This window comes from Streptomyces sp. GESEQ-35, assembly GCF_017948485.1.
Taxonomy (GTDB): Bacteria; Actinomycetota; Actinomycetes; order Streptomycetales; family Streptomycetaceae; genus Streptomyces.
Map to the genome: position 1 here is coordinate 338847 of NZ_JAFFSX010000002.1, position 24615 is coordinate 363461.

The following is a 24615-nucleotide window of genomic DNA, read 5'->3' on the forward strand; positions in this document are numbered from 1 at the left end:
GTCACCATCTCCGCGCGGGCCCATCAGGCATGTGGATCACAGCGTGCCCCTACGCCGCGTGCCTGCCGCCCCGACGCCGGCCCCCGCGGCCCCGTGCCCGACGCGTCGCCGGCACCATCAGCCCGCCCAGCAACCCGAGCCCCATCGCATACGGCCACCAGCCGAACGCCTCGCTCTTCGCGCTCGCGGTGCGCGGGTCCGCGGGCGCCGCACCGGCCGCCGCACGGGTGGAGACCGTCGGGGAAGGGCTCGCGGTGTTCGCCGTCGTTTTCAGAACGACGTCGTTGCCGTCGCCGCCGCGGTAACTGATCCGGTACGTCGTGTCCGCGAGCTTCAGCCTGGCGCCCTCCCGGAGACCGGTGAACGTGCCCGTGGTCTTCGCTCGGCCCGTGTGGTTGACGATCCTGATCTCACGCGCGGGTCGCGTACCGGCGGCGGATACGTCGAGGTCCCCGGCCAGTCGGACGGATCCGGCGACCTTCAACGGCTTGTCCCCGAGGACCAGTTGGCCCTTCGCGTGCTGCGTGTAGTCACCGGTTACGGTGACACCGCCCGCCACCACGCCGTCGTTCGTCACCGAGCCCCGCACCGTGCCCTGACCGGAGAGCGCGGTGGCTACACGCAGGACCCCCGTACCCGCGTCCAGCCGTGCCCCCGCCGTGGTGAGCCGAATCGCCCTGCTGCGTACGAGAGTTGCCCCGTTCCGCAGTGCGAGGGTGCCCTTCTTCACGGTCGTCACCCCGGTGTACGCCACCGAGCCGCCCGTGAGCGTGGTCGTCGCCGCGCCCGACTGCACGAGCGATCCGCTGCCGCTGACATGCGTCAGCTTCACGGGGTCCGTCACGTTCCGTACGACGAGAGTGCCGGCGTTCACGATCCGCCGCTGCTCCGTCCCCGTCAGCAGTGAGCCGTCGCCGCCCCGCTTGCCGGAACCCAGCCGCAGGACCGCTCCCTTCTCGACCGTCGTCGAGCCGTCGTAGTACTGCTTGGCCGCGAAGGTGACGTCATTGCCGCGTGTCCCGGCGATGACGATGTCCCCGGCGCCGGGTGCGGACAGCGTGTCGTGGAAGCGGCCGCCGCCGATGGGGGCGCCCAGCGTCACCGGCCCGTTGTAGTCGAAGGTGAGCGTCGAACGGGAGCGGGCGGCGAGGAGGTTGATGTAAACGGTCTCGGCGGTGCCCGGCATGAAGATCTTGCTGGTGGTGCCGTCGCCCCACTGGACGTTCGCGCCCTTGATGTTGGTGCCGCGCTTGTTGACGTTCTTCCGCGCGGGCGTCCAGTTCAGGGCCGGGTCGCTGAGCGAGGGGTCGCTGTCGCCGCCCTGGTCCGACCAGCTGTACTGGCCGGTGAGAACGACCTTGCTGCCGGGCCGGGACTGGACGTTGATGTCGCTGCCGTACTCGCGCTGGTAGAAGTCCATGCCCATCGTGACGGTCTGGCCCAGCGGGGTGTCCACGGTCCAGGTGCCCTGGTTGAGGACCTTGCGCACGTTCGGCAGCGACGTCGCGAACTCCGGCCGTCCGGCGTTGGCCTGCGTGCCGTTGTCGATCACCCCGGAGAAGGAGTGGGTGCCCGACAGGTCCCAGGTGCCCCACAGAAAACGCGGCTGGGTGACCAGTCCGGAGCCGCTGATCGTGCCCAGGTTGTAGGCGCTCTTCAGGGACAGCCGCAGTGTGCCGTCGACCCGGATGTTGTCCTGGTTGAGCCGGAACGCCGGTGTGTTGTACGGGAAATGGCCGATCAGCCCGGTCGTACCGCCGTTTCCGTACTGAAGCGTCACGCCGCGCTCGACCGTGATCGCGGGCGGATCCGGGTCGGTCGTGGTGACGTACGGGTGGTTGCCGCCCTGCGTCGTCACCGTTTGCCGCTGCCGGGACTTCGGCAGGGCGAAGTCGCTGTCCTTGGTCAGGACCAGGGTGCCGCTGCCGCGGACGGTAAGTGTGCCCTCGCCGCGGAACACTCCGTCGTACGTCGTTGTCCCGGACGGCACGGTGACGACTGTGTCGCCGGTGAGCGTCACATCGCGGTCGGCGAGCACGTCGGCGGTGACGTCCCGGGTGCCGGCGGCCTCGGCCGCGGGAGCGGTTACCAGGAGGGCGACCGCCGCGAAGGCGCCCGCGGCCGCTGCTGTTCTGTGGGGGAAGGTGCTCACGCCATGGGAGACGGTCCGGCGCGGCGGTGGATAACAGAAACTTCTCCGACCGAAATTCGGCTCGTCGGTCCCGTTGACCTCCTCGTGACACCCCCTTACCTTTTCGGCGTTCGTAATGACAGATGTCGTTCGGAATGACGAACGGCGGTTACTGGTCACCGACCACCGACCACCGACCTTCTCGCTTCCCCCCGAGAGGCAGCCCGTATGAGCCGCGACGAATCCCATGCCCTCGACCGCAGACTGATGCTGAAGGGTGCCCTGGCCGCGGGCGCTCTGGCCGCCGCCCCCGCGGCGGCCCACGCCGCCACCGACGCCCCCGGCCGGAAGGCCGCACCGTTCGTGAACCCGCTCGTTCGCAACCGTGCCGACCCGCACATCCACCGCCACGCCGACGGCCACTACTACTTCACGGCCACCGCCCCCGAGTACGACCGGATCATCCTGCGCCGCTCCCGCACCCTGAACGGCCTCGCCACCGCTGCCGAGTCGGTCATCTGGACCAAGCACGCCACCGGCGACATGGGCGCGCACATCTGGGCGCCGGAGATCCATCACATAGGCGGGAAGTGGTACATCTACTTCGCAGCAGCGCCCGCAGAGGACATCTGGGCCATCCGCATCTGGGTCCTGGAGAACGCGGGCCGTGATCCCTTCAAGGGGACCTGGGTGGAGCGGGGCCAGCTGAAAACGGCCTGGGAAACCTTTTCCCTCGACGCCACCACCTTCACCCACCGGGGCTCCCGCTACCTCGCCTGGGCCCAGCACGAGCCCGGCATGGACAACAACACCGGCATCTTCCTGTCCAGGATGGCGAACCCGTGGACCCTGACGGGTCCTCAAGTCAGGCTCTCCACGCCCGAGTACGACTGGGAGCGCATCGGTTTCAAGGTCAACGAGGGTCCGTCGGTCATCGCGCGCAACGGCCGGCTGTTCATGTCGTACTCGGCCAGCGCCACCGACTGGCACTACTGCATGGGCCTGCTGACCGTCGACGCGGACGCCGACCTGATGGACCCCGCGAACTGGTCCAAGTCGCCGACCCCGGTCTTCACCAGCAACGACACGACCAAGCAGTACGGCCCCGGCCACAACAGCTTCACCGTCGCCGAGGACGGCCGCACCGACGTCCTCGTCTACCACGCCCGCCAGTACAAGGAGATCGTCGGCGACCCGCTGAACGACCCCAACCGGCACACCCGCATCCAGAAACTGGGCTGGAAACCGGACGGCACCCCCGACTTCGGCATCCCCGTGGCGGACACGTCCGCCGGCGCCGCGAAGGAGAGTGCGTGAGATGAGACGTGCATACGCGGTACTGCTCGCCCTCTGCCTGGCGCTGTTCGGCGCCCTGGCCACCGCGGGACCCGCCCAGGCCGCGCCTCAGACCATCGCGAACGGCACGCAGTTCGCCGATGTGAACGGCTCGCCCGTGCACGCCCACGGCGGCGGCGTCATCAAGGTCGGCTCGTACTACTACTGGTTCGGCGAGCACCGCAACGCCGACAACACCTTCCGCTACGTCGACGCCTACCGCTCCACCGACCTGAAGAGCTGGGAGTTCAGGAACCACGTCCTGACCCAGTCCAGCAACTCCGAGCTGGCCACCGCCAACATCGAGCGGCCGAAGGTCATGTACAACGCGGCCACCGGCAAGTTCGTGATGTGGATGCACAAGGAAAACGGTTCCGACTACAGCGAGGCCCGCGCGGCCGTAGCCGTTTCCGACACCGTAGACGGCAACTACACCTGGCAGGGCAGCTTCCGCCCGCTGAACACCCACATGTCCCGCGACATCACCGTCTTCGTCGACACCGACGGAACCGGTTACATGGTCTCCGCCGCCCGCGAGAACTACGACCTGCACATCTACCGGCTCACCGCCGACTACACGGGCATCGCCGCCCTGGTCGCCGACCCCTGGCACGGCGGCCACCGCGAGGCCCCGGCCCTGTTCAAGCGGAACGGCGTCTACTTCATGCTGACGTCGGGCGCGACCGGCTGGAGCCCGAACCAGCAGCAGTACGCCACCGCCACCAGCCTCGCCGGTCCCTGGTCGGCCATGACGAACGTCGGCGACTCCACGGCGTACGGCTCGCAGACCGCGTACGTCCTTCCCGTGCAGGGCAGTTCGGGCACCTCGTACCTCTACCTGGGCGACCGCTGGGGCAACTCCTTCGGCGGCACCGTCAACGACTCCCGGTACGTCTGGCTGCCGCTGGCCTTCCCGACCTCCACCTCGATGTCGATGTCCTGGTCCCCGGAGGTCACCGTCGACACCGCCACCGGGGCGATCAGCGGTACGAGCGCCACATACAACACCCTGATCGCCCGGCACAGTTCCAGATGCGCCGACGTGACCAGCCAGTCGCTGTGGCAGGGCGCGCAGATCAAGCAGTACGACTGCAACGGTGGCACCAACCAGAGGTACTGGTTCAAGTCGGTCGGGAGCGGTTACTACCAGTTGGCCGTCAGGAACAGCTCCCTGTGCGTGCAGGAGAACGCGAGCACGGTCACCCAGGAGAACTGCAACGCATCCGTCACCGCCCAGCAGTGGTCGCTCACCACCTCGGGCAGCTACGTGACCATCACGTCCCGCGCGACCGGCGAATGCCTGGACGTGTCCGGCGCGTCCACCGCCAACTCCGCTGCGGTCATCACGTACACGTGCAGCGGAGCGACCAACCAGCAGTGGACGCGCGGGACATGAGCCTTCTTGACATCAGGCCAGCAGATCGATCGCGTCGATCGATGTGCCCGCGCTGAGATAGCCGGTCGATCCCGAGCCGCTCACCACGTAGATCTTCAGCGTGTTGTAGGCACCGGTGTCCGTCAGCCAGGCGGACGCCGGCACGCTGTAGGTGAACGTGTTGTTGTTGCCGCGGTACGAGCCGTTGGTCAGCGACCGGGTGCCCGGCTGCGTGGGCGGCGAGGGGATCGCCGACGTCCAGGTGTCATTGACGACGACCTGCGGCCGGCCGTTGGCGTAGGCCGTCGTCACGCCGATCCGCAGTGTGTGTGCGGCGGCGGCCTGCGCGGCCGTCAGCCGGAAGTACACGATCAGCCCGCTGTTGACGTCCTTCCACAGGTAGCAGGGGAAGGCGGACGTCTCGCTGCCGCTGCCGATCACCACGTTGCCCGTCCAGGAGGCGGCCCGGACGTCGGACGGATGCGCGTACGTCATCAGGTCCGCGTTCTTGAAACCGCTCGGCGAGCCGTTCCAGTCGCCGATCCGCCAGAGGGCGCTCGCGTTGCTCGGGTCGTTCGAGGAGGGGATCGCGATCGAGTTGAGCGTGGTCGTCGTGCCCGCAGAAACCGTTGCCGAGGCCGTGTACACGGCGAACTCACCCTTGAAGACGGTCAGCGTGTACGTCCCCGGAAGGACGCCCCCGATCGCGAAGTAGCCGTCGGAGGAACGTGCCGAACCCCAGTACTGTGCCGCCGAGTTGGCGAGCCCGACGGTATACGCGTACGAGGTGTTCCGCCCGGAGATCCCGACTCCCGCCACGCGGCCCCGGCCGCTCGCGCCGACGTACCCGGAGATGCCGAGCGGGTCCGCCCACGAGGTGGTGAGCGTGCCCGGAAACAGCGCGGACGACGGCGCTCCGCCGTCCGTGAAGGCGATGACGTAGGGGCCCTGGAGGCCGAAGCGCTGGGCCTCCGTCTGGTTCTGGCCGTAGTACAGGATCTCGTACAGGCCGCCGCCGTCCGCGCTCTGGTGGCGGAGGAGCGAGCGGTAGAAGGGGCCGCCGGAGGCCTTCTCGTGGTTGCTGCGCACGATCCACAGGCCGACGCTGCCCGTCGTCCAGCCGATGTAGTCGTAGTCCGTCACCCGGAGCTTCGAGTAGTGCTTCGAGCGGGTCTGGCCGTCGGACTTCGCGAACACGTCCGAGGCCTCGATGGTGGTGGGCGCGTAGGTGTAGGAGTCGGGCTCGTCGTTGCGGAACAGGCCCGCTTTGACGCGCAGGATGTAACGGGTTGCCGAAACAGAGGTGTCGGCCTTGTTGGTCCACAGGTAGACGTTGTTCTCGCCGCTGCGGGCCGCGTAGTAGTGCCTGAGCGTGCCGTAGCTGACGGAGACCAGGATCGTCGAACCGGACTGCGTGATCGTCACGGTGGAGCTGCCGAGGCCGGACTCGATGTGCGAGTTCATGCCGCCGTAGCCCTGGCACTCCGTGCCCCGGTAGACCAGCGAGGTCAGGTCGCCGTTGGACTTGCTGACCTTGAAGACCAGGTTGGCGCCGGTGTCGACGACGTAGTGCGAGCCGTCGTCGCTCCAGCCGAAGGCCGCCGCGGAAGCGGTTTCGGCGAGTGGTCCGGCGAGCGCCGCCGACCCTGCGGCGGCCGCCGTACCGAGCACGAAGGTACGGCGTCGGACCGGTCTGTTCGCGGATCCGGACATGGGGGTGCCTCCTTCGGAGATCTGGGGTGCGGGCGCCTCGCAGAGTGACAGTTGAATCGATTTCGCGAAAGGGCTTTCGCGGCGCGGGAGTCGGCAATCGCGCGAAATCTATCCAAGGTCTAGAAAGCGCTTGCCCGGCGCGGTACGGTCCAGCCGCCAGGCCTTGTCGACCTGGCCTTCGTCGGAGGGAGCCGCGCATGAGACGTTTCACCCTGACCGCCCTGGCGGCGGTCACGCTGGGCACCGCGCTGTCCGCCGTACCCGCCCACGCACACGAGAAGACTCCGGACCTGGCCGACTGCACTGCCACCGCCTGCCACTTCGCGGTCCCGCCCGGCACGTACGACGTGAAAGTGCTCCTCGGCGGCTCCGCCGAGTCGAGCACGGGCATCACCGGCGAAACCCGACGCTCCCTGCTCCCGGAAACGCCCGCCGCGGCCGGTGAGCGCGTCGCCCGCAGCTTCACCGTGAACGTCCGCACCCCCGAGGGCGAGCCGACCGGCCCCGATGGCACCGCGGGCCTGGACCTGGTGATCGGCGGCTCGGCACCCGCGCTCGCCGACATCCGCGTCACCCCGGCCCGCCGCGACTCCCGCCAGATCCTCCTCGTCGGCGACTCCACGGTCTGCGACCAGCCGGGCGACCCGTACGCCGGCTGGGGCCAGCAACTGCCGCAGTTCCTCCGCAAGGGCGTGTCGGTCGCCAACTACGCCGACTCCGGCGAGAGCACCGTCAGCTACCTGGCGAATCCCCGACTCTGGGCCACCGTCCGGCCGTTGATCCACCCCGACGACCTCGTCCTGCTCCAGCTCGCCCACAACGACAAGACGACCGACGGGGCGACATACCGGGCCAACCTGGAGACACTGGTGTCGGGCGTGCGCGAGAAGGGCGGGACCCCGGTCCTGGTGACCCCCATCGTGCGACGCTGGTTCAACTCCGACGGCACCCTGAACAACGACACCGCGCTCCTCGTCAACGGCCTCGGGGTGGACCACCCGGCCGTCGCCCGCTCGATCGCCGCCGACCGGGACGTCCCGCTCGTCGACTTGACGGCGAAGACGAAGGCGCTGGTGGAATCCTTGGGCGTCGAGGCGTCCAAGGCGCTGTACCTGTACAACGAGAAGCGGGACAACACGCACACCTCCGTGCACGGGGCCACGGTGTATGCGGAACTGGTCCGTGAAGAACTCGTCGCCCAGCATCTGGTGCCGGGGCCTGTCTTTCGGACCAGCCCGACGTTGTCCAACGGCGCCTCTTGAGCGAGGGTGTGCGTGCCAGACCCCGCGGCCCAGGGCTGGTCCGAAAGACAGGCCCTAAGCTCGATGCGGGTGGGATGAGCCCCTGGGGCGCTTCGACCGGAACCGGAGCGCCCCAGGCCCCTGCCGGAAGGAAAGCGCTGTTGATGGAACTGCCCCGCGACGACCGTGACCTGAGCCCCTGCACCGGTTACACCCGCGCGCACTGGGAGGCCGCGGCCGACGCCCTGCTCGCCGCGGTCGAGCCGTACGCGACCGAGGACCGTGCGCTGTACCACCTGCCCGGGGATCGCACGAGTTGGTCGGGCCGGCTGTCGGACGGCCTGGAGGGGTACGCCCGTACGCTGCTGCTGGCGGCCTTCCGTCGGGACGAGACCGCCCTGGAGCGTTACGCAAACGGTCTCGCGGCGGGCGTCTCCGGCGTCTGGCCGCGCATCGAGGACCGCAGCCAGCCGCTGGTCGAGGCGGCCTCGATCGCCCTCGCCGCTGGTCGAGGCGGCCTCGATCGCCCTCGCCCTGCGTCTGACACGCCCGTTGCTGTGGGACCGGCTGGACGACGGTGTACGGCAGCGCGCCGCGGCCTGGCTGGGCGACGCACTCACCGCCGCGGCCTGGCCCTGCAACTGGGAGCTGTTCCCGGTCACGGTGGGCGGTTTCCTCAAGGAAATCGGTTACGAAACCGAGGCGTCCGGCGAGGCGATCGACCGCGGGCTGGAACGCATCGAGAAGTGGTATGTCGGCGACGGTTGGTACACCGACGGCGACGGCCGCAAGTTCGACTACTACAACGGCTGGGCCATGCACCTCTACCCGGTGCTGCACGCCTGGCTCGCCGACGACACCAAGCTGCTCGACCTTTACGGCGACAGGCTCGCACGGCATCTGGAGGACTACGCCCGCCTGTTCGGCGGCGACGGCGCCCCCATGCACCAGGGCCGCTCCCTGACGTACCGGTTCGCCACGACGTCCCCGCTGTGGCTCGGCGCGCTGACCGGCCGTACGCCCCTGTCGCCCGGCGAGACCCGACGCCTGGCCTCGGGCGCCCTGCGGTACTTCCTCGACCGGGGTGCCGTGGACGACCGCGGCCTCCTCACCCTCGGCTGGCACGGCCCCGACGAGGCACTCCTGCAAGGCTATTCGGGCCCGGCGTCCCCGTACTGGGCGAGCAAGGGCTTCCTCGGCCTGCTCCTCCCGCCGGACCACCAGGTGTGGACGGCGGTCGAGGAGCCGGGCCCGGCGGAACGCTCCGATGCGGTTTCCGCGATCCACCCGGTCAACTGGCTGATCCACTCGACCGGTTCCGACGGGCTGGTCCGCCTCCACAACCACGGCAGCGAGGATGTCCGCTACGACCCGTACTACACGCGGCTCGCGTACTCGACGGTGACGCAGCCTTCACCGTCGTACGACAACAGCGTGATCGTCGGCGACGACCCGAGCCGTACGGACATCGTGCCGCTGGGCGTGGGGGAGGGCTGGGTCGCCTCACGCCACCGGGCGGCCGGTGGTGCACGGGTGACGAGCCTGGTGCTGGCGCGAGGGGCCGTGGAAGTACGCGCCTTCCGCGTGACCGGCGCCCCGGAGGGAACCCCCGTGCGGATCACCGGCTGGGCCGCGGGGGACGGAGTCCGGGCCGAACTCGTCCCGGTGGCCGGCCTGACCGATGCGCTCACCGGTGTCACGCCCAAGGGCGACAGCCTCACCGGCGTCACGACCCAAAGCGACACCCTCACCGGCGTCACAACCGCCGGCGGCACCCTCTTCGTGGCGCTCGCCCGGCTGACCGGCGACCCGGATCCGGCCCCGCTCGCGGACACGGTCGCCGTACATCTCGACGGGACAGGGGAGTTGACGGTCCGCTGGAGTAAAGGGCCCGAGGTGCGTGCGCAGTTGGACGACGGGGCGGTGGACGTCACCGTACGAGCGTGAGCACCCGGGCAGCCGTGCGCCGAGAGCCGAGCCCGGGATGCCGAAGGGCAGCAGGCCCCACAGCGGAACGAACACCAGGACCCAGAAGACGGCGTCCTTGACGTTCACGCCGATCGGGTAACCGGTTTCGCCGTCCAGCAGGAGCCGTCCGTCGACGCCGTACCAGTGCAGTGCCTCCACCAGCCACAGGACGAAGAGGAGCAGGGTGGCGAGGAGCGCGGTCCATGCCGTGGTCTGGACTCCCGCGCGGAAGGAGCGGCGCAGCGCCGCGGTGATCGTCGACCCGGTGAAGGAGACCACGATCGGGGGACGTGTTCCGTGCTCTTCGCGTCGGAGAGGCAGACCGTCTCGCGCGCACGACCGGCGCGTTGTCCGGGGCGCCGCTGCCGGGGGGCGCGAGGTTGCCGCGCCCCGTCCGTTAATGCGTTGCCCGGAACCGTTGTCTGTCCAAGAATCCCCGCATGACTTCCGCCATTCGCCATACGAGCTTCGACTGCGCCGACCCCTACGCACTCGCCGTCTTCTGGTCGCAGGTCCTGAACCTGTCCGTGCACGAGGACGACAAGCCCGGCGACGAGGATGTGCTGATCGAGGGTGCGGGCCTGCTCTTCATCGCCGTGCCGGAGGCCAAGACCGTCAAGAACCGCGTGCACCTCGACCTCCAGCCGCAGGACCGTACGCGTGACGAGGAGGTCGAGCGGATCCTGGCCCTCGGGGCCACGATGTTCGACGACCGCCGCAACCCGGACGGCACCGGCTGGGCGGTACTCACCGATCCCGAGGGCAACGAGTTCTGTGTGGAGCGGAGTGCGGGGGAACTGGCGGGCCGCTGATACGCCACCGGAACAGTTCGGCGGGCACCGAAGCAACCCGCCCGTACGGTCGCCGGTATGAGCTTCGCCGAACTCCACCATGCAGACGAGCCTCTGCTCCTGCCCAACGCCTGGGACCATGCCTCGGCGTCGGTCCTCGCCGCCCAGGGTTTCCCCGCGGTCGCCACGACGAGTCTCGGTGTGGCCGCGGCCGTGGGGTTGCTCGACGGCGCGTCGGTGACCCGGGAACACACCCTCCAACTCGCCCTCACGCTCGGCTCGGAGCCGTTCCTCCTCTCCGTCGATGCCGAGGACGGCTTCAGTGAGGATCCCGACGAGGTGGGGGAGTACGCGCGCGAACTGGCGGTCGTCGGAGCCGTCGGTATCAATCTGGAAGACGGTCTCGGGCCCGTCGGCAGACACGCCGCGAAGATCGCCGCGGTCAAGTCGGCGGCGCCCGGTCTCTTCGTCAACGCGCGCACCGACGCGTACTGGCTGGGAGACGGCGAGGACACGCTGAGCCGCCTGGACGCCTACCAACAGGCGGGCGCGGACGGCGTGTTCGTCCCCGGGCTGACCGATCCGCGGGAGATCGCCCGGCTGGTGAAGCACCTCGACGTCCCCCTCAACATCCTCTACTCACCCGTCGGCCCGACCGTCCCCGACCTCGCCGACCTCGGCGTGCGGCGCATCAGCCTCGGCTCGCTGCTGTACCGGCGGGCGCTGGGCGCGGCCCTGGAAACGGTTACCGACATCCGGGCCGGCCGTACGCCGCGGGGTGCGGCACCCTCGGTCGCTCAGGTGCAGGCGTTCGCCCGTACGCCGTGAGACGTTCGGCGCGGACCGGCACCATGAGACCGACGGCACAGGCCCGGAATCGCCCCGGCTGGTACCGTAGAAGCTTTCCTGGGTATCAGAACCTTTGTACTCATCTCCGGCGAGGGACCGAGGAACCATGGACATGGACATCCCCGGCAACAGGCGACTGGCGGCTGCTGTCGTGATGAACGACGAGCAGCAGGTCCTGTTGGTGCGCCGCAGTGAGAAGGAGCGGTTCCTGCCCCGGGTGTGGGGCGTCCCGTGCGGGAAGCTGGAGCCTTGGGAGAGCCCCGAGGACGGCGCGCTGCGTGAGCTGAAGGAAGAGACCGGGCTGCTCGGGGAGATCGTCCGCAAGGTCGGCGAGTCGTCCTTCGCCAGCGACTATCGGGGCCAGGAGACCAAGAACTGGCAGGACAACTTCCTCATCAGGCCGTTGTCCGGGCAGGTCACCCTCCCGGAGCCCGACCAGGAACACATCTGGCTCCGGCCGTCCCAGCTGACCCAGGTCGACATCGACGACTACAATCTCGACGTCGTACGCCAGGCCCTCACGAACTTCTGAGCAGTTCCGCCAGAGAGCCGAGCGCGCCCAGATAGTCCGCCGTGCTCAGCGGCACCTTCTGCACCGCCCCCGGATGCGGTCCCGCCGCTGTGAACACGTCGGTGCTGCGCCGCCGTTCGCTCCCCGTCTCCAGGAACAGCGTCACCGTCGCCTGGTCCGTGTCGCACCAGGCGCGGTGCAGGGTGTGCGGCGGCAGGGCGTACGAGCTGCCCGCCGCGTACTGCCCCACATGCGTCAGCCGCAGCCGGGCCGGACCCGTCGGCGCCAGCCGCCAGTCCGCCGACCGCTCCGCCAGGGACTCCTCGTACCGGTCCGCCGCGATCCCGCCGTCGCCCCGTACCTCGTACAGCTCCATGGCCAGCCGCCCCCGGACGATGTAAGAGGCCAGCGGGGAACGGTGGTTGTGGATGTCCTCCGTGCCGACCCCGTCGGCGCCCGGATGCCACAGGTGGGCGCGCAGCATGTGCCGGGGGCCGCCGTCGATCAGCAGGAGCTTGTCGAAACCGAGCACATGGCGGTACGACAGCCGGGCACAGCCCTCCGGATCGCCCTCCCCGCAGGCGAGTTCGGCGACCAGCTCCAACAGGCGCTCGGACGAGCCCAGTTCGGCGACGGCGGCGCGGGCGGCGATGACGAGTTCACGCTCGGACAGCGCACCGTCCATCGCCGAGGCCAGCAGCCGCCGAGCCGCCAGGACCTGCCGACCGCCCATGCGTCATCCCCCAACTCCCGCCTGGTACAGGCAGGTTCAGTGGCCCGGCTGATCCGGCTGATACATCCATACGGCATGGGCGCGGAGCGCGCAAAGGCCTTGATACGTCATCCAGATCGGCCGGCGCAGCTCGGTGCCGTCACCGAGCTCCCAGGTCCAGATGCCGTCGGTCTGTCCGGCCCACACCGCGGAGACCGCACCGTCCAGCCGCTCCCGCCACCGCTCCTCCAGTCCTTCGGCGCGGGCGATCCGCACGGCGGTCGGGGACATCAGGGCACGCACCACCCAGGCGGCGGTGAAGTGCCGTACGTTCAGCACCTCGTGGCGCGAGGGGTCGTCCGTGCGCGTGCGACGCACCTCCTCGCGGAGGTTGGACAGGTCGGCGCAGCCGTCGTGCGGCCCGTCCGGACAGGCCAGCAGCCAGCGGACGCCGTCCTCTCGGGTGGCGCGGGCGGCCGCGTTGTCGCCGAGGATCCGGGCGGCCCGGTCGAGCGCCACCACCGCCTGGGCGGTGTGCAGCGCGGACGCCCGGCCGTTCTCCAGGTCCAGCCGGTAGTCCCAGCAGCGCAGGTGCTCACGGCCCGGGTCGCTGAGCGCGCCGTCGACGATCGCCTCGCGCAGCCGGGGCAGCAGGGCGGAGTCCGGCGCGGCGCGCAGCAGTCCGCGCAGCACGGTCGTCACGACATGGGTCGACTCCCGGCCCGCGCGGTCGAGTTCATGGCTGAATCCTGCCGTGCACCGGGCCACCTCGTCCGCGAGCCTGGCCCGGGACGCCCCGGCCCGGGCCAGCGCGCCCAGCACCAGCGCGGTGACCTCCGGACGCGGTTCGGACCCCTGCGACCGCGCCGACCAGCCGCCGTCCGGGAGCCGCAGCCGCCACAGGGTGTCCACCAGGTCCCCGGTGGACAGCCGTCCGTCGGGCACGCCGAGGTCGAGCATGATGTGCAGGCCGTACGCCGTGCCGACCGCGGTGGGGCGGGCGGAGCTGCTCTCGCCCAGGGCGTGCGACCAGCCGATGAGCGGCCCGCGGTCCGCGTCGTCGTCCACGGAGAGCTGCTCGGCGAGGGTGTCGTATGCGGCGGCGAAGACCTGGGGGAGCGGGCCGGGCGCGGCAGCCGGTGTGCCCGGCGCGGCCACGGTGACAGACCGGGCCCGCACCAGCGCCGCCGCCAGCCAGGCGGCCAGGCCCGTGCCCACGCCGCTCACCCCGGCGATCAGATACTTGGCGGGCTCGCCGTCGAGGGAGTCGGGCAGCACCTCGAACAGGAACTGGAACACCCCGTAGCCGGCGGCGAGGGCGCCGAGCCCGCCGAGCCAGCCCACGAACCGGGCGGGTTGCCGGCCGGCGTCGCCGTCGGGCGTCGGGGGCACCGGACTGTGCCCGGGCGGCCTGCGGCCCAACTGCTGTTGTGACAAGGCGCGCTCCCTCCCCCCTGGGCGGCACGTGGCATCCGCGAAGTTTCCAGTCTAAGTGGTCAGCGTGGCGCCTGGGGTGTCGACCGGAACCAGCGTCTCCGCGATCCGCTCCGCGAAAGCGGCAGGCTCCTCCACGGCACCGATGTGCCCGCCGGGGAACTCGGCGAAGGGGCTCCTGGTGCGTTCGGCGACGAAGGAGGCGGTGCGGTGCAGGAGTTGACCGCGCGAACCGGTGCCCGCGGCGAGGGTGAGCCGGGCGGAGAGGGAGGTGAGCGTCCCGAGGTCGGGGGTGTACGAGGTGAACTGGCGCAGCACATGGATGACGGAGAGAGCCATGGGGTTGGCCAACTCCTCGTCGCGTGTGAGGTGTTGGATCTCCGGGACCTCCGTGGGCTCACTCGACGTCAGCCCGGCGGTCATCACGGCGGCGGCGGCCGCGAGTCCCTGCGCGCGATAACGGTCGTACACCTCCCGGAACATGGCCTGGTGCCGTGCCCCGTCGGGCAGTACGCCCACGCTCGGCGGTTCGTGCGCGATGACGTGCCGCAGCCGTTCGGGATGCCGGGCGAGCAGATCGAGGGCGACGACGGCGCCGGCGCTGGTGCCGAAGACGTAGGCGGACTGTCCGTCGGGGAGCACGGCGTCGAGCACCCGGCTCGCCCCGTCGCTCCACGCCTCCACCCGCTGGTCGGCGACGGGTTCGCCGAGGCGGCCGTGGGCGAGGCCGAGGGGGTCGTAGGTGACGACGGTGAACTGCTCGGCGAGCCGGGCGGTCAGGGGGTCGAGGCCCATGGGGTGCCCGGCGCCGCCGGGGACGACGAGCAGGACGGGGCCGCTGCCGGCCATGTCGTAGTACAGGTCAGTCACGCTTCTCCTTCTTGTGGGGCCAGTGCTCCAGCGCTGTGTGCAGTGCCGCCACCGCCGTGTCCCATGACTCCTCCACATCGCGAGGCGCGCCGAAGCCGCCGTTCGCCTCCAGCGCGCAGTAGCCGTGGAAGGTGCTCCGCAACAGGCGTACGGCGTCCGTGAGATCGGGCTCTTCGAGGCCGTATGCGCGGAGCATGCCGTAGGTGATCTCGGCAGTGCGCCTGAGGACCGGGGAGTCGGCGACGAGGGCCTGGTCGATGCGGATCTGCGTGGCGGCGTACCGCCCCGGGTGCTCGAGCGCGTACGCGCGATACGCCCCGGCGAACGCGGCCAGCGCATCCCTCCCGGCCCGCCCGGCGACGGCGGCACCGATCCGGTCGATCAGCTCGCCGCCGGCGCGGAAGGCGAGGCGGGTGCGCAGGTCCTGGAGGTTCTTGACGTGCGAGTAGAGGCTTGCGTCCTTGACGCCGAACTGGCGGGCCAGTGCGGACACCGTGACGTTCTCGAAGCCGACCTCGTCGGCGAGTTCGGCGGCGGCGGCCACAACTCGGTCGGTGGTGAGGCCGGCTCGGGGCATGGGGGTTCCTCGGTCTGCTTGCTTTCCTAGGATCTCTAGGCAATACCCTAGTGCACCCGTCCCGGAAACGCCGAGGAGTGCCCCCGGAAACGCCAAGGCGGCGGTCGCCGCAGCGGACCGCCACCTCATGCCGGCTCGCGTCAGCCGATCGGCGCGTACAGCACACCCAGCTTGTCGATCTCGTCCCCCGCGCGTCCCGTGAAGCCGACGATCTGCCGGCCGGACGGGGCCGTGAAGGTCTTCGTGTCGGAGGTCGCCGTGCCGGAGGTCAGGGTGCGGCCCTTGTCCGTGGTGAAGGCGGCCGAGAAGATCCGGGTCCGACTGTCCTTCTGGCCCTGCGTCAGCTTCACCGAGGTGAGGTGTTCGCCGGAAGCGAGGGTCAGGGAGGCCGCCGTACCGCCCGTGCCGCCGTGGCTCAGCGTCGTACCGCCGTCGTGGGTCAGGGAGACCGCGTCCAGGCGGGAGCCGCCGCGCAGCGTCAGCGTGCGGGGCGAGAGTGTCGCCGGCAGGTCGTCCGCGTCGTTGAAGGCCGTGCCGTGCGGGCCGCCGAAGAAGTCACTCGCCTTGAGGGACGAGTTGACGGTGTAGGAGAAGTCGACCGTGTGCGGGAAGTGGTCGGAGAGGTGCTCGCCGTCGGAGCGGAGGAAGGACTTCCACTCGTTGTTGTAGCGGGTGGCGTCGAGGGAGACGAGGTCGCTGCCGCGGTAGAGGACCTTGTCGACGACCTCGCAGTCGTTCGTCGGGGCGGCCGCGTCGCAGACCAGGGCGTCGCTGCCCTGCGCGGGCGGTGTACCGCCCTTGACCAGGTCGACCCACGCGTCCGTGAGACCGTTCTCGGAAACAAGCGTGCGGATGTTGTCGCCCGCGCGCGTGTAGCGCGTGTTCGTGTCGCCCATGACGATCACCGCGTTGCCGGCGGAGTTGGCCTGGATGAAGTCCGACAGCTGCTCGACGTTGGCGCGACGGGCCGCGAGCGCGGCGTCGTCGGCATCCGCGTTCGTGTGGACGTTGTACAGGTCCATGAAAACGCCTTCGGCGAGCCGGACCCGGGTCAGTGAGAAGCCCTTCGGGGTCAGGCAGTTCGTGCCGGTGCAGGCGTTCCACTTCACCCGCTCGAAGTCCTCGAAGGCGTAGTCGGAGAGGGTGTTCATGCCGTCGCCGATGCCCGCGCCGCCGCTGGTCGCCGTGCGGTACGGGTGGGCGTCGTTGGCGTACAGGGAGGCGTGGTAGTTGAAGTCCTCCTGGACGTTCACGATGTCGTACGGGCCGAGGCGCTGCCCGATCAGCGGGGTGTTGGTCTCCGGGTCGCTGTCGCCGAGGCCGAGGGGGAGGCCCGCGACGTTGTACGTGAGGACGTTGAAGGAGCCGGTGGCGGCTGCCGCGGGGGTCGAGCCGGTGGTGGCGAGGCCGGTGAGGGCCAGCGCCGCGGCCGCGAGGGTGCCCAGCAGTCTTCTCATGGTGGGGGTATCTCCGGTCGGAGGATATGGAGGAAGGTTGCGAAAAGAAGTTGAACAGTGCTCAGATTCATCGTCAACGAGTGTGTCGGTAAAGGCCGGTTGGGAGAACAGTGAGAATCGGGCCTACCCGCCGTGTCCATAAAACCCGGTGATCACTCCACGGTCGTTCAATGTTCACGTTTCGCCTCGATTCTCCTCAGGCGGTGCGTTCGCATCGCAGAAGGCAGCCGCGGCAGCCAGCGGCATCCGGGAGGCGCACCATGGGTCACGGACACCACCACAGACACGGTCACGGGCACGACCACGGCCACGGCCATGACCACGCCCACGAGACGGATTCGGCGCTGCCCGCCGCCTTCGACGCCTCCGTGCCCGACGAGGCCCTGTCTCCCGAGCAGCAGTCGCGTCGCACGATGCTGCGCCGTGCGGGCCTGCTCGGTGCGGGTCTGGCGGCCTCCAGTGTGCTGACCGGCACGACCGGTGCCGCCCCCGCGGCCGCCGCTCCCGCTTCCGGCGGCCGCAAGGACGGGTTCCTCTGGCTGTCCGGCGACCACCACATCCACACGCAGTACAGCAGCGACGGCAAGTACCGCGTCGTGGACCAGGTCCGCCAGGGCGCCAAGCACGGCATGGACTGGCTGGTCATCACCGACCACGGCAGCACCACGCACGCCAAGATCGGTGTGGAGAAGGTCAACCCGGACATCAAGCAGGCCCGTTCCGCGTACGAGGACACGCTCGTCTTCCAGGGCCTGGAGTGGAACATCCCGTCGGCCGAGCACGGCACGGTGTTCGTGCACCCCGGGCAGAACGAGGTCTCCGTCCTCAAGCAGTTCGAAACCGATTACGACGGCAGCGTCAAGAACGCCTCGGGCAGCTCGGCCGCCAACGAGGCCCTCGCGGTCGCCGGCCTCGCCTTCCTCTCCGACCAGGTGAAGCGGCGCAAGGTCAAGGACGCGCTGATGCTCGCCAACCACCCGGCGCGGCGCGGCGTCGACTCCCCGCACGAGATACGCGCCTGGCGCGACGCGACCCCCGCGAGCCACCAGATCGCCGTCGGCTTCGAGGGCGCGCCCGGCCACCAGGCCGCCGGCATTCCGGCACCGCTCGGCATGGGCCGGGCCCGCGGCATCTACGACAACAACCCCAGCGCCGACTCCTTCGCCGGCTACCCGCTGGAGAGCTACCGCACCTGGGGCGGCTTCGACTGGATGACCGCCACGGTCGGCGGCCTGTGGGACAGCCTGATCGCCGAGGGCAAGCCCTGGTGGATCACCGCCAACTCCGACTCCCACCAGGTCTACGCCGACACCGCCGCGCGCGGCGGCGGCAGCTTCGACACCAACGGCCGCTACGACGACCCGGTCTACGCCGGCAAGATCGACCTCGCCCAGGGCGACTACTGGCCCGGCTACTACAGCCGTACCCACGTCGGCTCGGACGGCTTCTCCTACGCCGCCGTCATGGACGGCATCCGCGCGGGCCGCATCTGGGTCGACCACGGCCAGCTCATCAGCGGCCTCGACGTCCGCGTCGCCGGCGGCTACCGCTGGGCCACGCTGGGCGGCGCCCTGCATGTGCGCAAGGGCACCAGCGTGACCCTGACGGTGGACGTGGCCCTCGCCGGCGGCCCCAACTGGGCCGGTTTCGAACCCAAGCTGGCCCGTGTGGACGTCATTCAGGGCGATGTCACGGGCGAGGTCAAGGACAAGGACACGTTCACCGCGCCGACCGCGAAGGTGGTCAAGTCGTACGAGGTGAACAAGTCCACCGGCACGGTCCGGCTCACCTACGACCTCGGCAAGGTCGACCGCCCGGTCTACGTCCGGCTGCGCGGCACGGACGGCAACCGGGGCGCCGTCGGCCCGAACGGTGCGGCCGTCGACCCGAACGGCCCCGCCCTCGACGTCGTCGGCGACGCCGACCCGTGGGCCGACCTGTGGTTCTACTCCAACCCGGTGTGGGTCCTGCCCTCGTGACCGGGTACGTCCTCACGGTGGACGCGGGCAGCACGGACCTGCGCGCGTCCGACCACCTGCTTCAGACGCTTGCGGTCGAACTCGCCCTCCCCGAGGGTGAGTTCGGCTGCACGCATCTGGTGCGGGGCGACCGGCCACGCGTCGCCCTGTCCCTCACCCTGCCGTCGCAGTCGCTCCTTCGCACCGCCCAGGAGCGGCTCGCGGAGCAGGGGTACGAGGTGACGGGCGGCGCGCCCGACGCGGTCGGCCGCGCGGTGGTCTACCCGGGCGTCTCGTCGCTCACCGGCACGCTGACGGTCGCGCAGGTGCTGGCGCGCTCCGCGATCGACAAGGTGACCGTGCTGGGGGCGGCGGGCCAACCGGCCCCGGATGTCCCTCTGGTGACGCAGGATCACGTACGGCCGCAGTGGACCGACGGTGAACTGGTCCTCACCGCCATGCCCGCCGTCGGCGGTGTCCTCGTCCCCTTCGAGGTCCCCGATCCGACACCGTGCTGCGCGGACCACTGAACCGTTTTCCTTCCCTATCCCGCGCTGAAAGGAGACTTGAGATGTGAGACTTGACTCTCACAGTTTCTGAGAGAACACTCTCACATCATGGAACCCGGCAACCGTCTCGGCGACATGGAGATCACCGACCCGAAGGCCATGCGGGCGCTGGCGCATCCCGTACGCCTCGCGATCCTCGAACGCCTCCAGCGGCACGGGCCCGCCACGGCCACGCAGCTCTCCCCGCACGTCGGTGCCACCCCGTCCGTGACCAGCTGGCATCTGCGCCACCTGGCGGGCTTCGGCCTCGTCGGTGACGCCGAGGGCGGCACGGACCGGCGGGAGCGGCGGTGGGAGGCGATGGCCCGCGGCTTCCGGTTCGAGCGGCCGGACGACGAGGACGGTGCCGCGGCCGCACGGGCGCTGTCCTGGGAGATGTTCGCCCGGGCCGCGGCACTGCCCGAGCGGTGGGCCACTGAGACCGAGCCTGGCCTGGAACCGGCCTGGCGGCGGCTCGGAGGGCTGGCGAACACCCGTGTCGCGGTGTCGGCCGAGGAACTCGCCGCGATCCACGACGCGATCGAGGCCGTACTCGCGCCGTATGTGACACGGGACGCGGCGGAGCAGCCGCCGGGGAGTCGCGGGGTGCGGTTGCTGCGGTACGTGCTGCCGGAGGCGGACGACGAGTCCGGCCCCTCCGCGTGACGCGCCGCGGCCTCGTCCCCGCGTCCTCCCTCTGGCGTGACCGGCGTTTCGTCCGGTGCTGGACGGGTAGTGCCGTGTCCCAGTTCGGCGACCGGATCTCGGAGTTGGCGCTGCCGTTGATCGCCGTCGGGGTGCTGGACGCCTCGGCCGGGCAGGTGGCGTGGCTGACCGCGCTCGTGTGGACGCCGAACCTGCTCGCGATGGTTCTGGGGGCGTGGGTCGACCGCAGGCGGTACAAACGCCGGTTGATGGTGGCCGCCGATCTGATCCGCGCGGGCGTGCTGCTGACCGTGCCCGTCGCCTGGCTGACGGGCGGGCTGACGCTCGCGCAGCTGTATGCGGTGGCGCTGCTGACCGGTTTCGCGGGGGTGCTCTTCAACTGTGCGTGGCCGCCGTTCTTCGCCCATCTGGTGCCGCGTTCGTCGTACGTCGACGCCAACAGCAAGCTCAGTGCGGCCCGTTCGGCCTCGTTCGTCGCCGGTCCCGCTGTCGGCGGCGGTCTCGTGCAGGCGCTGACGGGGCCGGTCGCCATCGTCGCCGACGCCGTGTCCTTCCTGGCCTCCGCGGCACTGCTCGCGCCGGTCGCGGTCGACGAGCCCGCCCCGGAGGCCGAGGGGGAGAAGCCCTCGCTGTGGCGCGAGGCCCGGGAAGGGCTGGCCTTCGTGGTCCGCCACCCGGTGCTGCGGGCGAGCCTCGGCTGTGCGACGACGCTGAACTTCTTCACCCTCATGTCGGGCACCGGCCTCGTCGTGCTGTTCGCCGACCGGGTCCTCCAACTCTCCCCGGCAGCCATCGGGTTGACGCTCGGCATCGGAGCGACCGGCTCTCTGATCGGCGCGCTGATCGCGCCCTGGCTGTCGCGGCGCATCGGTGTGGGACGCGGTATCGCCGTCGGGGCCGTTCTGTTCCCGGCGCCCTTCGCTGTCGCCGCGTTCGCCGACGGCCCGATGTGGGCGCGTGCCGGGATTCTGGGCGGGGCGCACTTCCTTGTGGGGCTCGGGGTGATGCTGTTCGACGTCAACCTCAACTCCCTTCAGGCCGCGGTGATCCCGGACGCCCTGCGCAGCCGCGTGGCCGGCGCCTACGGCACCGTCAACTACGGCGTACGCCCCCTTGGCTCCGTCGCCGGAGGGGTGCTCGCCGAGGCCGTCGGGCTCAGGGCGACCCTCGTCACGGCGGCCGTCGGCGGGAGCCTGTCGTTGCTGTGGCTGCTGCCCTCGCCGATACCGGGGATCCGATCCCTGGATGTCGCACCCGGCCAAACGTGATCTGTGACACATGCGGAAATCGAGCAGTGCGATGTCACGTTCGCGCAAACGGCGTTCGAAGTTCTTCTCTTTCGACGGATGCCCAGTTCGGCAGGGGTGGCGCGGGAGGCGTCCGGGGTTGCGGCGGGTGGCGGTGAGCGATTGCGAATTCACCCATGGCCAACAGTCAGCGGAGAGCTACCCTCCGTTAGAAAGATCTGTTCCATGGACTGCACGTTTGCCGGTGCCGGTCCGCTTGTCTGTTCTCCAGAGCAACGACGCTCCAGGTGCCCGGCCCGCGACGCGCGGGGGAGGGAGCGGTCAAGGCACCGTCAGACAGCGAAGGAATACATCCACTGTGAACTACGACGTAGTCAGCCTGGTGCTGGCCATCGCCGCCGCGGTGCGGTCTTTCGCACCCGACGTGTGGTTCTTAGTGAGGCGCCTGCTCGGCGCCGGAGTCCGGATCGGGGCCACCGCCCTGAGCGAGCAGCAGCCCCAGCCCCTTGCGCCACCCGCCACCACGGCTTCCTGGAACGAAGGAGGCCACCGATGACCGGCCGGCAGCCCGACCCCGCAGCACCCACGACGCGCAGTCCCGGCTCCTGGATGCCACCCGAGTTCTGGGACTTCCAGGCCCGTTACGACCGGGCGTGCTTCGAATACAGCCGTATCCACCTCGGCGGCAACGCCGTGGCCGCCCGCCGGCTGGTCGACCGCACCTTCTTGTACCTGGCCACCATCTGGACACGCCTGGAGACCATGGAGAACCCCGGCGCCTACGCCTGGGCGCTGTTCAAGCAGCGCGTCCACGGCGAACTCGCCGACCAGGGCCGCAGCCCGGCCACCACCGAGACCCTGGCGTTCGAGCGGGCCATCAGAGCCGCCAGCGCACCCCTGCTCGACGCCTTCCGCAGCGCCTTCCACGCCGAGCACGGCACGGAGATCGCCGAACTGGAGGAGGGCCTGGGCCTGTTCCGTCAGATGACCCGGCTGAGCGAGCGGCAGTTCGACGTGCTCGTGCTGCGCGATCTGCTCGAGTTCGACACCAGACACACGGCCCTGATCATGGGCATCCGCGAGGCCACCGTCCGGTCCACCCGCCGTACCGCGAAAAACCGGCTCGCGGTCGCGATGGGCTACCAGGTCGACGGCACCCCCGACGGCACCCCCGACGACGACAAGGAGTGACCCACCCGTGAACCGCACCCCGCGCAGCATCGAGGAGGCCCTGCGCCGTTCCCGCGTCTTCCGGGGCGAGTACCTGTACGCCGATCTGGAGGCCGCCCGGCACCGCCTCGAACGCGACCTGCACGAGCTGCGCTGGGTGCGGTTCCTCCACCCCGCCGGATCACACGGCTGCCGAGCCCGACCGCTCCCCGCCGCCCTGCACGAACAGGCCGCGCACGACCTGCGCGGCCTGTGCCGCGGCACCGTCCACCACGACGGTGCCGCTCGCCGCATCACCGCCTTCGACCGAGCCCGTGACCCCGACGGCGCCCTCACCTTCGCCTGTCTGCTCTACCTCGCCGACCAGGAGGAAGGCGCCCAGTTCTGGTGGCAGTACACCGCCGGCGCCGGCAGCGTCACCGCCGCCCTGTGTCTGTACCTGCTCCACCTGCGCCACGGCGACATGCGCGACGCCCAGCACTGGGCCGGCCAGATCCACCACCTCAACAGCCTCGACTGGAACGGCTACACCCCCGTCCCGCACCACGCCGACACCGCCCCCGGCCGCCCCGCCGGCGGCCCGAGCGTCCACTACACCCTCCCCGCACCGCCCCCCGCCCTCTCCGAACGCGCGGTGAGGGACGCGGTCGACGAACTCGAAGCCCCCCACGACGGCCGCCTCGGCCCCGTCCCCCAGCCCATTCCCGCCCTCGCCGAAAACTGGGAGGACCTGGTCACCGTGGCGTCGTAAGGTTGCCGGGCACCGGAGTGGCAGGGGGGAGACCGGTTTGACCTACGACGCGCCGCGGACGGACGAACCCGGCAGCCGCAAGCCCGACTTGGCATCAAAAGACAGCCGTCCGCTGTGGCGACGCCGCGACTTCGGGATCTTCTGGGCCGCGCAGACCCTCTCCGTACTGGGCGACTCCTTCGCCCTGATCGCACTGCCCCTGCTGGTCCTCCAGGCGACCGGTTCGCTGGCCCGGATGGGGCTGCTGACAGCGGTGGGTGGCGCGGCCATGGTCGTGGCGGCGGTGTTCGCGGGGGCCGTGGTGGACCGGGTCGACCGGCGCAAGCTGCTGATCGGCTGCGATCTCGTACGGATGGTGCTGTACGGGGTGATCCCGGTGGTGTGGCTCTTCGGACCGAAGATCTGGCTGCTGTACGTGGTGCTGCCGCTGTGCGAGGCGGTCGGCATGCTGTTCGCCGTCGGCTACGTCACCGTCGTCCGCAGCCTGGTCGACACCGAGCAACTCACCGAGGCCAACGGCCGGTTGAACGCGACCGCCGCCGCGGCCGGGGTGCTCGGGCCGCTGTGCGCGGGGCTCGTGGCCGCCTGGTCCGGCCCGGCCACCGCCGTCGGCGTCGACGCGGCCAGCTTCGGGGTGTCGGCCGCCTGTCTGGCAGTCGTACGGTTCCGGGGGCGCCCCGGCGACGACGGGCCGAGGCAGCCCACCGGGCTGTGGCGGGACCTGCGAGCCGGGGTCGCCTTCCTGTACGGACATCCGGTGCTCCGCTCGCTGACCGTCCTGCTGTTCCTCTTCAGCTTCCTCACCCTCGGCCTGAACGACCTGGTCATCTACCACCTCAAGCACGACCTCGGCCATGACGACGGCACGGTGGGCACCGTGATGGCCGCCGGCGCGCTCGGCACGATCGCCGGCTCCCTGCTCGTGGCCCGGGTCCGCCGTCGGCTCGGCTTCGGCCTGACCTGGACCGGTGCGGTCGCGGTCTGCGGACTCGCCTTCGCCGGGCTCGGCCGGGCGAACGAGGTACCCGTCGTGGCCGTCCTCGCCGCGGCCTTCCTGGCGTGCGTCGCCGTCGCGGGCACCTGCTCGATGTCACTGCGCCAGGAAGTGACCCCGGAGCCTCTTCTCGGCCGGGTCACCTCGGCCTTCTGGACCCTCCACTACTCGGCGGCCCCGATCGGCGCGGCCGTCCTCACCTGGGCGGCGGAGCGCGAGGGCACGGGGCCCGTCGCGCTGATCGGGGGCGGCTGCTGTGTACTCATCGCGGTCGCCGCGCTGTTCACGCCGGTACGACGGTCGGGCGCCGGCTGACC

21 protein-coding genes and 1 pseudogene are annotated in these 24615 nt (G+C 70.4%); 15 read left to right on the forward strand and 7 right to left on the reverse strand.

All coding sequences use genetic code 11. The features are described from left to right. Positions 1-49: 49 nt before the first annotated feature. A complete protein-coding gene (locus tag KCH87_RS05025; RefSeq protein WP_210584463.1) occupies positions 50-2152 on the reverse strand; it encodes an autotransporter in 2103 nt (700 codons plus the stop codon). Between the two features lie 207 nt (positions 2153-2359). Between KCH87_RS05025 and KCH87_RS05030 the strand changes: the two genes are divergently transcribed. Both KCH87_RS05030 and KCH87_RS05035 read left to right on the forward strand, forming a co-directional pair. Beyond that, entirely contained in the window at positions 2360-3448 is a 1089-nt protein-coding gene (locus tag KCH87_RS05030; RefSeq protein WP_210584465.1) for a family 43 glycosylhydrolase, read from the forward strand. 1 nt (position 3449) lies between these two features. After that, the gene (locus KCH87_RS05035) at positions 3450-4862 is read left to right on the forward strand and encodes an RICIN domain-containing protein (RefSeq protein WP_210584467.1); all 1413 of its coding nucleotides are present in this window, start codon (positions 3450-3452) and stop codon (positions 4860-4862) included. Between the two features lie 12 nt (positions 4863-4874). On the opposite strand, the gene KCH87_RS05040 is transcribed toward KCH87_RS05035, so the two are convergent. Next, entirely contained in the window at positions 4875-6554 is a 1680-nt protein-coding gene (locus KCH87_RS05040; protein WP_210584468.1) for a rhamnogalacturonan lyase B N-terminal domain-containing protein, read from the reverse strand. 197 nt (positions 6555-6751) lie between these two features. Between KCH87_RS05040 and KCH87_RS05045 the strand changes: the two genes are divergently transcribed. From KCH87_RS05045 to KCH87_RS05065, 5 genes and pseudogenes are all read left to right on the forward strand, one after another. After that, the gene (locus KCH87_RS05045) at positions 6752-7816 is read left to right on the forward strand and encodes a rhamnogalacturonan acetylesterase (protein ID WP_210584469.1); all 1065 of its coding nucleotides are present in this window, start codon (positions 6752-6754) and stop codon (positions 7814-7816) included. A 143-nt stretch (positions 7817-7959) separates the two neighbouring features. Next, a pseudogene (locus KCH87_RS05050) lies at positions 7960-9742 on the forward strand (DUF2264 domain-containing protein). A 461-nt stretch (positions 9743-10203) separates the two neighbouring features. Next, a complete protein-coding gene (locus KCH87_RS05055; protein ID WP_210584470.1) occupies positions 10204-10575 on the forward strand; it encodes a VOC family protein in 372 nt (123 codons plus the stop codon). 57 nt (positions 10576-10632) lie between these two features. Beyond that, a complete protein-coding gene (locus KCH87_RS05060; protein WP_210584471.1) occupies positions 10633-11382 on the forward strand; it encodes an isocitrate lyase/phosphoenolpyruvate mutase family protein in 750 nt (249 codons plus the stop codon). A 127-nt stretch (positions 11383-11509) separates the two neighbouring features. Then, positions 11510-11935 (forward strand): NUDIX hydrolase, encoded by a 426-nt coding sequence (locus tag KCH87_RS05065; RefSeq protein ID WP_374198956.1) that lies wholly within the window; start codon positions 11510-11512, stop codon positions 11933-11935. Here the strand turns inward: KCH87_RS05065 and KCH87_RS05070 are convergent. The 5 genes from KCH87_RS05070 to KCH87_RS05090 form a co-directional block, all read right to left on the reverse strand. Next, on the reverse strand, positions 11922-12647 hold the full coding sequence (locus tag KCH87_RS05070; RefSeq protein ID WP_210584472.1) for a hypothetical protein: 726 nt from the start codon (positions 12645-12647) through the stop codon (positions 11922-11924). The genes KCH87_RS05065 and KCH87_RS05070 overlap by 14 nt on opposite strands. 36 nt (positions 12648-12683) lie before the next feature. Further along, positions 12684-14063 (reverse strand): hypothetical protein, encoded by a 1380-nt coding sequence (locus KCH87_RS05075; RefSeq protein ID WP_210584473.1) that lies wholly within the window; start codon positions 14061-14063, stop codon positions 12684-12686. A 51-nt stretch (positions 14064-14114) separates the two neighbouring features. Further along, positions 14115-14930: an alpha/beta fold hydrolase gene (locus tag KCH87_RS05080; RefSeq protein WP_210584474.1), complete on the reverse strand. Its 816-nt coding sequence runs from the start codon at positions 14928-14930 to the stop codon at positions 14115-14117. Further along, a complete protein-coding gene (locus KCH87_RS05085) occupies positions 14923-15507 on the reverse strand; it encodes a TetR/AcrR family transcriptional regulator (RefSeq protein ID WP_210584476.1) in 585 nt (194 codons plus the stop codon). The genes KCH87_RS05080 and KCH87_RS05085 overlap by 8 nt, the downstream gene beginning before the upstream one ends. Positions 15508-15647: 140 nt before the next feature. Next, positions 15648-16964, reverse strand: coding sequence for a jacalin-like lectin (locus tag KCH87_RS05090; RefSeq protein ID WP_210584477.1), 1317 nt, complete (start codon positions 16962-16964; stop codon positions 15648-15650). Between the two features lie 260 nt (positions 16965-17224). Here KCH87_RS05090 and KCH87_RS05095 point away from each other — a divergent pair, with 260 nt between their 5' ends. The 8 genes from KCH87_RS05095 to KCH87_RS05130 all read left to right on the forward strand — a co-directional run bounded on the left by KCH87_RS05095 (position 17225) and on the right by KCH87_RS05130 (position 24613). Continuing rightward, the gene (locus tag KCH87_RS05095) at positions 17225-18943 is read left to right on the forward strand and encodes a PHP domain-containing protein (protein WP_210584478.1); all 1719 of its coding nucleotides are present in this window, start codon (positions 17225-17227) and stop codon (positions 18941-18943) included. Continuing rightward, complete coding sequence (locus KCH87_RS05100) at positions 18940-19452, forward strand: hypothetical protein (RefSeq protein WP_210584479.1); 513 nt, start codon at positions 18940-18942, stop codon at positions 19450-19452. The genes KCH87_RS05095 and KCH87_RS05100 overlap by 4 nt, the downstream gene beginning before the upstream one ends. Positions 19453-19539: 87 nt before the next feature. After that, complete coding sequence (locus KCH87_RS05105) at positions 19540-20136, forward strand: helix-turn-helix transcriptional regulator (RefSeq protein ID WP_210584480.1); 597 nt, start codon at positions 19540-19542, stop codon at positions 20134-20136. Next, positions 20133-21404 (forward strand): MFS transporter, encoded by a 1272-nt coding sequence (locus KCH87_RS05110; protein WP_210584481.1) that lies wholly within the window; start codon positions 20133-20135, stop codon positions 21402-21404. The genes KCH87_RS05105 and KCH87_RS05110 overlap by 4 nt, the downstream gene beginning before the upstream one ends. A gap of 337 nt (positions 21405-21741) precedes the next feature. After that, complete coding sequence (locus KCH87_RS05115; RefSeq protein ID WP_210584482.1) at positions 21742-21939, forward strand: hypothetical protein; 198 nt, start codon at positions 21742-21744, stop codon at positions 21937-21939. After that, a complete protein-coding gene (locus KCH87_RS05120) occupies positions 21936-22574 on the forward strand; it encodes a sigma-70 family RNA polymerase sigma factor (RefSeq protein ID WP_210584484.1) in 639 nt (212 codons plus the stop codon). Before KCH87_RS05115 ends, KCH87_RS05120 begins: the two co-directional genes overlap by 4 nt. A 7-nt stretch (positions 22575-22581) precedes the next feature. Next, a complete protein-coding gene (locus tag KCH87_RS05125; protein WP_210584486.1) occupies positions 22582-23304 on the forward strand; it encodes a hypothetical protein in 723 nt (240 codons plus the stop codon). A 37-nt stretch (positions 23305-23341) separates the two neighbouring features. Continuing rightward, positions 23342-24613: an MFS transporter gene (locus KCH87_RS05130; protein ID WP_210584488.1), complete on the forward strand. Its 1272-nt coding sequence runs from the start codon at positions 23342-23344 to the stop codon at positions 24611-24613. Positions 24614-24615 lie beyond the last annotated feature (2 nt).

Bases quoted from the DNA above. Each gene is read 5' to 3' on its own strand.
- KCH87_RS05105 (WP_210584480.1), top strand. From the start codon at position 19,540: ATGGAACCCGGCAACCGTCTCGGCGACATGGAGATCACCGACCCGAAG.
- KCH87_RS05095 (WP_210584478.1), top strand. From the start codon at position 17,225: ATGGGTCACGGACACCACCACAGACACGGTCACGGGCACGACCACGGC.
- KCH87_RS05085 (WP_210584476.1), bottom strand. From the start codon at position 15,507: ATGCCCCGAGCCGGCCTCACCACCGACCGAGTTGTGGCCGCCGCCGCC.
- KCH87_RS05040 (WP_210584468.1), bottom strand. From the start codon at position 6,554: ATGTCCGGATCCGCGAACAGACCGGTCCGACGCCGTACCTTCGTGCTC.
- KCH87_RS05120 (WP_210584484.1), top strand. From the start codon at position 21,936: ATGACCGGCCGGCAGCCCGACCCCGCAGCACCCACGACGCGCAGTCCC.
- KCH87_RS05035 (WP_210584467.1), top strand. From the start codon at position 3,450: ATGAGACGTGCATACGCGGTACTGCTCGCCCTCTGCCTGGCGCTGTTC.
- KCH87_RS05065 (WP_374198956.1), top strand. From the start codon at position 11,510: ATGGACATGGACATCCCCGGCAACAGGCGACTGGCGGCTGCTGTCGTG.
- KCH87_RS05070 (WP_210584472.1), bottom strand. From the start codon at position 12,647: ATGGGCGGTCGGCAGGTCCTGGCGGCTCGGCGGCTGCTGGCCTCGGCG.
- KCH87_RS05030 (WP_210584465.1), top strand. From the start codon at position 2,360: ATGAGCCGCGACGAATCCCATGCCCTCGACCGCAGACTGATGCTGAAG.
- KCH87_RS05090 (WP_210584477.1), bottom strand. From the start codon at position 16,964: ATGAGAAGACTGCTGGGCACCCTCGCGGCCGCGGCGCTGGCCCTCACC.
- KCH87_RS05045 (WP_210584469.1), top strand. From the start codon at position 6,752: ATGAGACGTTTCACCCTGACCGCCCTGGCGGCGGTCACGCTGGGCACC.
- KCH87_RS05060 (WP_210584471.1), top strand. From the start codon at position 10,633: ATGAGCTTCGCCGAACTCCACCATGCAGACGAGCCTCTGCTCCTGCCC.
- KCH87_RS05055 (WP_210584470.1), top strand. From the start codon at position 10,204: ATGACTTCCGCCATTCGCCATACGAGCTTCGACTGCGCCGACCCCTAC.